Annotated in this window: 9 protein-coding genes; 5 read left to right on the top strand and 4 right to left on the bottom strand. The window is 43.0% G+C overall.

Going from position 1 to position 10698, the window contains the following annotated elements; all coding sequences use genetic code 11:
* Positions 1–258: 258 nt before the first annotated feature.
* The 4 genes from L3V27_RS08775 to L3V27_RS08760 all read left to right on the top strand — a co-directional run bounded on the left by L3V27_RS08775 (position 259) and on the right by L3V27_RS08760 (position 4868).
* Positions 259–1569 (top strand): TolC family outer membrane protein, encoded by a 1311-nt coding sequence (locus L3V27_RS08775; RefSeq protein WP_005395046.1) that lies wholly within the window; start codon positions 259–261, stop codon positions 1567–1569.
* Between the two features lie 2 nt (positions 1570–1571).
* On the top strand, positions 1572–2186 hold the full coding sequence (locus tag L3V27_RS08770; RefSeq protein ID WP_046874949.1) for an OmpA family protein: 615 nt from the start codon (positions 1572–1574) through the stop codon (positions 2184–2186).
* 167 nt (positions 2187–2353) lie between these two features.
* The gene (locus tag L3V27_RS08765; RefSeq protein ID WP_005395049.1) at positions 2354–2707 is read left to right on the top strand and encodes a DUF2750 domain-containing protein; all 354 of its coding nucleotides are present in this window, start codon (positions 2354–2356) and stop codon (positions 2705–2707) included.
* Positions 2708–2894: 187 nt separating this feature from the next.
* Positions 2895–4868 carry a diguanylate cyclase gene (locus L3V27_RS08760; protein WP_237311638.1) on the top strand — a complete coding sequence of 658 codons (1974 nt, stop codon included), beginning with the start codon at positions 2895–2897 and terminating at the stop codon, positions 4866–4868.
* A gap of 12 nt (positions 4869–4880) precedes the next feature.
* Here L3V27_RS08760 and queC read toward each other — a convergent pair whose 3' ends face one another.
* Both queC and queE read right to left on the bottom strand, forming a co-directional pair.
* Positions 4881–5576, bottom strand: coding sequence for a 7-cyano-7-deazaguanine synthase QueC (queC, locus tag L3V27_RS08755; protein WP_237311636.1), 696 nt, complete (start codon positions 5574–5576; stop codon positions 4881–4883).
* A 14-nt stretch (positions 5577–5590) separates the two neighbouring features.
* A complete protein-coding gene (gene queE / locus L3V27_RS08750; RefSeq protein ID WP_041852955.1) occupies positions 5591–6241 on the bottom strand; it encodes a 7-carboxy-7-deazaguanine synthase QueE in 651 nt (216 codons plus the stop codon).
* Positions 6242–6457: 216 nt separating this feature from the next.
* On the opposite strand from queE, the gene L3V27_RS08745 reads away from it, so the two are divergent.
* Entirely contained in the window at positions 6458–7267 is an 810-nt protein-coding gene (locus tag L3V27_RS08745) for a Cof-type HAD-IIB family hydrolase (protein WP_046874945.1), read from the top strand.
* Between the two features lie 161 nt (positions 7268–7428).
* On the opposite strand, the gene L3V27_RS08740 is transcribed toward L3V27_RS08745, so the two are convergent.
* Both L3V27_RS08740 and L3V27_RS08735 read right to left on the bottom strand, forming a co-directional pair.
* Complete coding sequence (locus tag L3V27_RS08740; protein WP_170891458.1) at positions 7429–8874, bottom strand: bifunctional NUDIX hydrolase/phosphatase PAP2 family protein; 1446 nt, start codon at positions 8872–8874, stop codon at positions 7429–7431.
* Between the two features lie 388 nt (positions 8875–9262).
* On the bottom strand, positions 9263–10594 hold the full coding sequence (locus L3V27_RS08735) for a trypsin-like serine protease (protein WP_237311635.1): 1332 nt from the start codon (positions 10592–10594) through the stop codon (positions 9263–9265).
* Between the last annotated feature and the right edge of the window lie 104 nt (positions 10595–10698).

The raw sequence follows: 10698 nt of genomic DNA, 5'->3' as shown, positions 1-10698 counted from the left end.
CATATTTATCTTGTTTTAATAAAAGCCACTCAACTCTTGTTAAACATCAACTTCACTTTAAAATCGGGATCCTTATTCAAAATTCAGACCCACCAAATGAATTGATTTATCAAGAATGAAACAAATGAACAATGAATCAACAGGTTACTTCATCGTGTATTAATGTTATTGTGCGCTAAATTATTGACGCCCTTATAGGTATCCCACTTATAAGCCCTCTCACCTCGAGAAATTTTATTATTATCTAGGAGAATCACAGTGAAGTGGACTCGTGCCAACGCCTTTTGCATTGGTGTGTTCGCAGCTAGTCATGCTTTTGGGCAAACACTAGAGCAAGCGGTTGAAAACACATTAAAAACCAATCCTGACATCAAAAGTGCGTTCAATGAATTCGTTAGCAAGCAGTATGTGAATGAAGCATCTGGCGGTGCTTACCTCCCATCCGTAGATTTAGACGCCGGTATCGGTTATGAAGGCATTAACCCAGCAGAAGCAGGGCGAGATTCAACGGATCTGACAAGAAAAGAAGCCACCGTGACACTAACCCAGCTGATATGGGACGGTTCTGCGACACTTAACGATATGGATCGAACAGCAGCTGACGCAGAATCAGTTCGTTATCAACTACTCGCTGATGCTCAAGACACGGCACTCGAAGTGGCAAAGGTTTACTTAGATTCAGTAAAAGCTTATGAAATTCTTACACTTTCAGAAAACAACTTGAAGGTTCATAAGAAGATCTACGAAGACATTAAAAAGCGAGTTAACTCAGGACTTGGGTCTACCGCTGACCTAACTCAAGTAGAAGCTCGTTTAGCAAAAGCTCACGGTAACTTGGTGGCGGCTCAGAACAACTTATATGACAGCCACACCACGTTTACACGCCTTGTCGGACAGTCCCCACAAGGATTGATTTTTCCGCGAGCGGACCAGAACTTTATTCCCTACACCATAGATGAAGCAATTGACTTGGCATTTGAATCGCATCCAGTAATCAAAATTTCGATGGCAGATGTAGACTCAGCTAAGTTCCAATATAAGCAATCTAAGGGAACTTACTATCCAACGATATCTGTAGAAGCGGCTCAAACGTGGCGTGATGATGCAAGCGGTATCGAAGGAAGCAGTGATGAAACGACAGCGATGCTGCGTATGCGTTACAACCTCTTTAATGGTGGTAGTGATGTCGCCAATGCTGAAAACTTTGCCTATCAACTAAACAAAGCCAAAGATTTACGAGAACGCGCATACCGCAGCGTTGAAGAAGGGCTTCGTCTATCATGGAGCGCGCTAGATTTAACGCTTCAGCAAAAAGAGTTTCTGGCGGATCACGTAGATTCGGCATCTGAAACTGTTATCGCTTACGAGAAACAGTATCGCATCGGTAAACGAACCCTTTTGGATTTGTTAAATACTGAAAACGAGTTATTTGAAGCGAGAAAAAACTACTTGGATGCTCGATATTCAGAGCAATACGCGAAATACCGTGTAATGAATGCGACCGGCCAATTGTTAAATGCCTTGCGAGTCGATGTGCCTACGGAATGGAATGAAAAGGTGGAGTACTAATCATGAAACCAATGAAAATTCTATTTGCATTAAGCCTTCTCGCCGTTACTCAACAGGTTGTTGCTGAAGACGAGTATGACTATCGACCTGTACCAAGTGCAGAGCAAATCGCTGACCTTCAAGATGAAGATAACGATGGCGTCATCAACGCTCGAGATATGTGCCCTGGAACACCGGAAGGCTCAGAAGTCGACAATGACGGTTGCGGCGAATACATTAAAGCATCAGATAACATGCAAGTAAGAATACTTTTTGCCAATGATTCTGATGAAATCAATCCCGTGTTCAGAAGACAAGTACGTGAACTGTCCGATTTTTTAAAAGAATACCCTACTACGTCGATCGAACTGCACGGCTACGCGAGTAAAGTTGGTGGCTCTCAACACAACCAAGATCTATCAGAGAGACGAGCACGCAATGTCCGTGAGGCGCTATTGAGCTACAACATCGAACCGAGCAGAGTTCGTATTGTTGGCTTTGGAGATACTCACCTAGCGCAACAAGGTACCGATGAAGTCAGCCACGCTTTAAACCGCCGAGTAACTGCTTCTGTCGTTGGTTATAAAGGCGAGATTAAAAAAGAGTGGACAATATTCACTACCCTCCCTGAAAGGTAAAAATATCTGTATTAATGTTTGTTCAAACAAGCATTAATAAACCTAGAACGACATAAGAAAAGGAGCTTCGGCTCCTTTATTTTTACTCATTGCAATAACCGTATTATGCTTTAGGAATCGGCACTTTAGTGTTACCCTAGCGGCGTCATAACAACGAGAGTTTTGAAATGAGCAAACTTACATCAGATATCCAAGCAAACCTTGACCTTTTTGTTGCGGAAACAAAAGAAAACCAACTGGTTTGGGGTTTACGCAATGAAGAAGGTTGGCTATCTTGCGATTCAACTGAATTCGAAAACAGTGAAGTCATGCCTTTCTGGTCTTCTAAAGAAGATGCAGAAGCGCACAATGTTGAAGAATGGGCTGACTTCACTGTACTAGAAATCCCACTAGATATCTTTGTTGAAGATTGGCTTTTAACTCTTGCAGAAGATGGTGTTCTTGTTGGTACTAACTGGAACGATCAGCTAGAAGGCAAAGAAATGGAGCCTCAAGATCTAGCAAAGCTTTACATTGCATAACGACTCCTAGACCTCAACTTTATGTTGGGGTCTTTCTTTTGATGCTCTTTTTTTGATATATCGACCAAGTGCATAGTTTTCCTATTCTTTTTCTTCGTACACCCAACTCAATCACAACGCTGATCAATTAATAGCGCTATGATTCTCCAATTCCAAAGCAACAAAAGAACATAAGGCACGTTTAAATATGCGCACGCTCTATCCTTTGCTTGCGTCACTCTTACTCGCCCCGGTATATGCTAGTGACACTCAAGATATTGAGCCAGAACAAAATATCACGCAGTGGCACGCCGTTTATCAAACCACATTGAGAAGTAATCCTGACTCAGCATTAAGCATGCTTCAAGATCGATACCACACCGCGAAATCGCACAGCGAAAAACTCTACGTCAGCGGGCTGATTTATGAATATATGTCGAACATAAAACAGCCGTACTATGGTAGCAGCCAAGTTCTCAACAATAACTTTGCTCAGTTGGAGTCAGAGTACATTCTTGCCTTAAATGAACGTAAGCATGGTAGTTATGACGCCTCAGTAAATAGCTTTTCTTCGTTGCGAAAAAAAATGAAGCAGACTTCAGATTCTGAAGGCAAAGCTTTGATGAACTATCAGCTCTGTTATACCTTGAATCAACAAGGTCGTTATCACAAAGCAAACTTTTATTGCTCGTCGTTAGAAAGCCATCTAAGTCAACAACACCAAGAAAACTTCCCTATTGATCTCGCGTTACGTGTGGTAGCGAACAATTATAACTATCGTGGCGACTATGAAAAAGCGCTGAGTCTTTATAGAAAGCTGCTGGCGAACATGTCTGCTCAAACCGATCCTTCTGGCATTTACAATGACGTCGGAAATTTACTTGCAGAGCTTGGGCAGTTTGAACAATCAGAACAATATCTCATCCAAGCCCTACTCGCTCGTCAAGATGAAGGGACACCACTCAAAGTCGCCCAAGTCGAACATAGCCTTGGGGCAATGTATAAGAAATCCAAAGAATTCGATAAAGCCATCAATCATTATCAAAATGCATTAACAATACTCAACCAGCTCCAATACCCATATGGTCAAGGGTTAAGCTACTTAGGGCTGTCTGCGGTTTTAGCCGAAAGTGGGCAACTGGATACCGCAGTAGATTACATTAGAAAAGCTTTAGACATTGCTGAAACGTATGAAAATACGCACCTCGAAACGGAAGGGCATTTAGCTGCTGGGTTCGCGTATTTGAAAAACCATGCTACTGAAAAATCGATTGCACATGGCAAAGTCGCGTTAACACTAGCGATCAATAACTCTAGACCATTATTACAGGCACAAGCTCAATTACTCCTTTCCGAAGCATACCAAGCCCAAGGTGATTATAAACTGGCATTAGAGCACCACGAAGCCTATTCAACCATTGAATTGGCCAACCGAGACGCTAGCAATATTAAAGCATTAGAGGCATTAGACCTCACAAAGAAAGAGTACGAATATGATCTTCAAGTCGCTCGGTTGAATAATGAAAAAAGCTTAAATCAGCATCAATTTGAGAAGCTTACCGATCAAAAGCGCACTTATAATTTTGTGGTTTCCTGTTTGTTGGTCTTGCTCATTCTGGCATTGATACTTCAGCGACAAACACGACAAAAAGCCAAAATAGATAGTCTAACATGTGCGTTGAATAGAGCGGCAATTATAGAGACCATCAAAGGTCAAACCTCCAAAGCGGACGAAGACTTCCGCTATGTTTTAGCATTAATCGACCTTGATGACTTTAAGACGATAAATGATCAATACGGTCATCCGACTGGCGACTTGGTGTTACAGCAAGTTTGCCAAGTGCTTAAAGCTAAGCTCAATAAGGGAGAGTATATCGGCCGTTTGGGTGGAGAAGAGTTTATCTTACTCTTGAAAAACGTCGATGAAATTGACGTTCCTTTCCGCGTACAAAGCCTACACAAAACGATTTCAGAGAAGCGCGTACGCACGGTAAATAATAGTGATTTGAGTGTAACTGCTAGCTTGGCCTATCTCTCAACATCAATGCCGCTTACCAACTTTGATGAACTTTATTCGATACTAGACCAAGCTTTATACCAGGCTAAAAAGCAGGGAAAAAACATCATTATAGACGCATACGATGAGCCAATTAGCCTAAGTTCTGACTATGTTAGCCAGTAAAGCAAGGCACGACTAAACGTCAACAGCCTGCTTGTTCACAAGAGACTGCATTACGGTCTCTTTATTGTTTAGGTAATCATCTAAGCCAGCTTTGCGCAAATCGCACGATGGGCAATCACCGCAACCATCACCAATGACCCCGTTGTAGCAGGTCAACGTATTTTCACGAACCAGTTGCAACGCGTCATATTGATCAGCTAACGCCCACGTTTCTGCTTTATTTAGCCACATTAACGGTGTTTTGATCGTCAGGTTACGGTCCATCCCTTGCACCAAAGCCGTGTTCATTGCTTTCACAAAATCGTCACGACAATCTGGATAACCACTAAAGTCAGTTTCACACACGCCAGTAATTACGGTTTCAGCCCCAATTTGGTAGGCGTAAATTCCTGCGAGCGTTAAAAATAGAATGTTACGGCCAGGAACAAAAGAGTTTGGTAGGCCGTTTTCTTGCAATTCGTGTGAGACAGGGATGTCATCACGCGTGAGAGAGCTAATCGCAAGTTCGTTTAAAAGGCCAACATCCATCACTTTATGCGCTTTGACGCCAAGATCCTTTGCGATCTTTTGTGCCACTTCTATCTCTAACTTGTGGCGCTGACCATAATCAAAAGTAATGGCATGAACTTCATCAAACTCTTTAAGTGCTTGAACCAGACAAGTCGTGGAATCCTGACCACCACTAAAAACAACAACGGCTTTTTTCATTTCTCTCTCCGCTCTTAAGCAATACTTAGATATTTATGAGTTTGAACAGACAAGCGCCAATTGCGAGCAATGCACGTTTCAATACACAATTGCGTTGCACGAGGCTTTTGGCTAATAGGCTGCAATGCAATGACAGTCTCAACCGCGACATTCGCATTTGCCAATAGCTCATCAAGGTGGTCGATGTCTTTTTGTGTACCAACAGGGTGCTTAATCTCATTCGCACGCTCTAACGCGCTATTGAGAACTGGAAGTTTACCCTTCATCGCCACTTTTGGTGACACGGTCACCCATGTATTTTCTGACGTGATGACTTCTGATGTGCCACTCGTTTCAATTTGGCATTGGCAACCCATATCCTCAAACGCTTTTGTTAAAGGGCGGAGGTCATAAATACAAGGCTCCCCACCAGTAATCACGATATGTTTAGCATTAAAGCCTTGCAGTTGATATTGCTCTACGATGTTCTCGGCAGATGCGACGCACCATGTCGGAGAATCTTCCGTCTTCACCAAAATATCACCAATTTGACGTTGGTCATTCTCATCTGCATACCACGTTTGTTTGGTATCGCACCATGAGCAACCAACCGGACACTCTTGAAGGCGAACAAAAACAGCAGGTACTCCAGTGAAAACCCCTTCCCCTTGGATGGTTTCAAACATCTCATTTAGCTTATACAACGTAGAACTCACTCAACTCATAATACTTCGAGGCGAAGACCTTAATGGACACACGTGTCTAGGTCAATTTAAACCAAAAATTAATTGTTAAAATAGACCATTTTGTAGTTTCATAGTCGCGGTGAGCGTAGGTTTCTGGTTAGCGTTATACCAAACCTTATTCACTTACAGTTCCCAAAAACTTTAAGGTAAGAAATGATGTATAAACTGATCGCATTAGATATGGATGGCACACTGCTCAATAGTGATAAAGCAATCTCTGAAGAAAACAAACAAGCGATCGCAAAGGCTCGAGAAGCAGGCGTTACTGTCGTTCTCGCTTCTGGTCGCCCATTAGAAGGAATGCAAGGCAAGCTCGACGAACTGAATATCCATTCCGATAAAGATTTTGTCCTTTTCTACAATGGCTCTATGGTTAAGAACGTAGGAACAAATGAAATCATCCACCAGCAAATCATTGATGGTAAGGCAGCAAAATTAGTCGCTCGTAAAGCGAAAGAATTAGGCGCTTATGTGCACGCATTCAGCCAAGTACATGGCTTGATCACCAATGAGAAAAACCCATACACTGACATCGAAGCCAACATTAATGGCTTAAATGTAACAGAGATTAATTTTGAATCGCTAGAAGATGATCATCCAATCATCAAAGCAATGATGGTTGCCGAGCCAAGTAAGTTAACTGAGGTCATCGCTGCGCTTCCGTCTGAAATGCGTGAAGAGTTTACGGTGGTTCAAAGCGCTCCGTTCTTCCTGGAATTTCTTAACCCAGCGAGCAACAAAGGTATTGGTGTTGCTGCAATTGCTGAGTATCTAGGTATTCAACCGGAAGAAGTGATCTGTATGGGTGATGCTGAAAATGACCACCACATGCTGAAGTACGCTGGCCTTGGTATCGCGATGGCAAATGCAATGGAAGAGACCAAACAAATCGCTGATTACATTACGGCAAGTAATGATGAACACGGTGTCGCTAAAGCGATTGAAAAATTCGTCCTTAACGCTTAATTCCTCCGCCGCAATGGCGTCAACGTTATTACCTTTAACTCAGCCATGGCGTCAGAGATACGCAAAGCCACATTGTTGAGCTACTCAACGTACAAAAAAGCCTTGCTGTAAAGCAAGGCTTTCTTTTTACTCGTATGCCTGAGAAAGAAAGCATACAACCATCAATCTAGCACTGTTTCTCTCTGTTGTTTTTCATGAATCAGCTTTCTTGCAAGCAAAATAAACAGCAACATCAACAAGGGATAATGCAACGTCGACAATACCAATGACCACAAACCACTAAACGAGACAACAGAGCTTGAGTATAAATAAAGTTGCTCAACGAATACCAACGCAAGCGTTACAAAAATCATCTGACGAGAATCCAAATGCACTTTTGACTCTCTAAACGTCATAACCAACGCTGATGCCGTAATTAAAATAGCTAACCAGCGGCCAAACACAGGTAATGGCCAGATAACAGAGATGACCGCCGTTACCGCAGTCATAATGAACCAGACGCCTTTTGAACTCAGCACTTGATCAACATTCACGTCTTGATTTGTTTCCAATCGCAGAACATGCCAGGCCACTAAGCTTCCTAACAGCGCACCAAACAACATATCTAAGAAAAAGGCGCTACCAAGGAAAAACTTACATAACATAATAGTAAGCGTGACGAGCATCATGACAGCGGTCGTACCATTCAAACCGAAATAATGCGTTCTCTGAAATAAAAAGGTTAAAACACAAAACCAAACGGCAATAGGCAAGCTTGGAAAACTAAATCCAAAGCTGTGTGTTAACTCCATCATTGGTATATAGACATGCGGGCGAGGAAGCGCAAAGCCCTGTTGAGCTACAAGTACCATCAGGGACGTCGCGCTAATAGCGAAAAAGAGTCGGAATACAAATCGACTGCCAAAACGCATCATTACTAACGGAAATAGAAAAAGCAGTATCGTAGGTTCTGTCAGTTCTATAACAAGATTTGAGATCTGATTCGCTACCTCGAAACTCGTTTCTGATAAAGCTCCTACCCAGCTTTGTAAGTCTTTCATCCACCTCAATTCAATCTGACGAAATGAAGGCGCGGATTCGATCAGCTGAGTCACATAAGATGCGGACTGCTGAGTAGCTTGTTCAAAAAACTGAATGGCTTGTGGCCATTGAGCGGGATAGCGGTACAAAAATGATGGCAGCTCGGATGGTCCAAGTAACATTGCAGATGCGATTTCTACTCCGTAGTGAGGAGCAAACCAAATAGGTAACTCATTCCCACCTAAGGAATTGTTCATCGAAAAAGCAATAATCTCAGAGTCTGATATGCAATCGTAATAAACCGCGGTGTCTGTTCTGCCAAGTTCCTCCCCAACCGTGACCACTAAACCCGTTTCTTCCCACGTTTCTCTTTGCGCAGCAACTTTGGGGGATTCTCCATCAATAATTGTCCCACCAGGTAGAGAAATCTTATCCGTCAATATTTCATGAACTAGCACTAACTTGTCGTCAGCACGAACAACGCAGAGCGCCCCTTTTACTTCGCTCGCGGCAGCTTTAACCGTAGAGATTGGTGAAACAGGTAACAAAATAAAACAAAGGATGAGTAATAACAGCTGTCTCAACACAAAATATGACCTTAAGTAAACATTATGATAGCCAATGAATAATGGCAGTTAATCTTATCTTTTTCGATAAAAATTAAGTAACGAGTTATGCCAAACAACGTTGATCGAATAAAGCATGATCTTGAAGCTCATTGGAGAGTAATTTAATGCAAACCTGACAAAAATCAGACAAAACATGAAATGTTAATCGCAATTCTGCCAGTTATATGAAGGTAGCGTCAGGATAAAGTCATACACATTTTATGGGTTCTCAAAGTTGGAACAATAAAAAAGGGCTTATTATTCGAAAACAATAAACCCTGCTTATGATAACTATGCGCTGCTCGTTGAAACCAAGAATGAATTCTACCTCAAGTCACCAACGAATCAGCTTTTGAATGCTTGATGGTTAGTTAGACTTGCAATGTGCGTCGCGAACTTCTTGCCAAACACCCCAAGGTCCAGAGTCTGCTGGGTTATCGCCTTGAGTCCACCACTGCGCCTGCCACACTTTGCCATTCCAAGTAACGTTATCCCCTTTGAGATACACCGTACTCGCTTGCCATTCTGCTGCGCAGTTATCTGTTGGAGGCGTTGTCACTGTTTTCGCTTGAGCCGACACTAGCGCCTGATATTGTGTACTGGTCTTATCAACGTTGAAGTTCAAAGCAACTCTTGCTTCTCCCGCCTGAGCTGCTCCAAATTCGACATCGACACGACAGCTTGCATTCATTGCTAACGTCGCCTGAGAACACTGATCATTAGCAATAACGGCAGCATCAGCAACGCCAGAAGCAAGCGCGCGAACGTTTTCTACAGTGAACGTCGTGTTACCTGAATTTTTGATAACAAAACTATGTTGCTGCAACTCGCCAACATTAAATGATGCCAATGTCTGTTCGGTGGTATACCCAACAGAAACATTCTCTTTCGGAGGTGTAGTCTTGCCAATGACACCATTAACAAAATTACGCATGGCGGCGATATCGCTATAAACACCATACATACCCGGACGAGCACAACCTATCCCCCAACTGACCACACCAAGTTGAGTAATTACGCCACCACGATTAATAACGATTGGGCCACCGCTATCTCCCTGACAGGAATCTATCCCACCTTGAGGAATTCCCGCGCAGAAAGACACCTCTCCAACGGTTGTGTAATTACCACCAGCTTGACGACAAGTCGTGTCCGACACGAGCGGAACGTCAACCTCTTGCAATCGAGATGGAGAGCTTCCTCCTTCAGAGGTTCTCCCTAAACCTGCGACTGTAAGCCAATCTCCGATGCTGGCGTATTGCGTTAGACTGCCATCGGCAATTTCAACCGCAGCAACACCTTGAGGTACAGAGTCCAACTTTAATACTGCGAGATCATGAGAAAGCGTTGCTCGGCGATATGCCGGGTGCATGTGGATTTCACTCACGTTAGATCGAACACCGTCAGTGCCATTGTAAACGACGCCACCGATTTTAACCGCAATCTGATTCGGTGAATCACCCTCGACACAGTGGGCCGCAGTCAGGACATAGCCATTCCCAATATAGCTGGCACCACAATATGATCGGTTACCATAACGGCTAACAATTTGGGTGTAGAATCTCCACTCACTAGGATCAGCAGTGATGCCGCCTACGATCTGGGGTTGTATAGTGTGATTTTGCGTCTGTGACAAATCATCAGCACTTGCGAACATTGGCAAAACAGCCAACGCAAGTAACGATTTTGTTAGTTTCAAAATATTGTCCTCTTGTTTTTGTAAGCACGATCCTCGTGCTACTAATAAACAAGCAGACAAAAACGCCAATACCAATGTGGGCGCATATTAATTTACTAACATTG

This window comes from Vibrio sp. J2-3(2022) (assembly GCF_021725735.1).
Classification (GTDB): domain Bacteria; phylum Pseudomonadota; class Gammaproteobacteria; order Enterobacterales; family Vibrionaceae; genus Vibrio; species Vibrio diabolicus.
This window is presented reverse-complemented; position numbering and strand designations above follow the sequence as displayed.

Bases quoted from the DNA above. Each gene is read 5' to 3' on its own strand.
- queE (WP_041852955.1), bottom strand. From the start codon at position 6,241: ATGTTTGAAACCATCCAAGGGGAAGGGGTTTTCACTGGAGTACCTGCT.
- queC (WP_237311636.1), bottom strand. From the start codon at position 5,576: ATGAAAAAAGCCGTTGTTGTTTTTAGTGGTGGTCAGGATTCCACGACT.
- L3V27_RS08770 (WP_046874949.1), top strand. From the start codon at position 1,572: ATGAAACCAATGAAAATTCTATTTGCATTAAGCCTTCTCGCCGTTACT.
- L3V27_RS08765 (WP_005395049.1), top strand. From the start codon at position 2,354: ATGAGCAAACTTACATCAGATATCCAAGCAAACCTTGACCTTTTTGTT.
- L3V27_RS08760 (WP_237311638.1), top strand. From the start codon at position 2,895: ATGCGCACGCTCTATCCTTTGCTTGCGTCACTCTTACTCGCCCCGGTA.
- L3V27_RS08745 (WP_046874945.1), top strand. From the start codon at position 6,458: ATGTATAAACTGATCGCATTAGATATGGATGGCACACTGCTCAATAGT.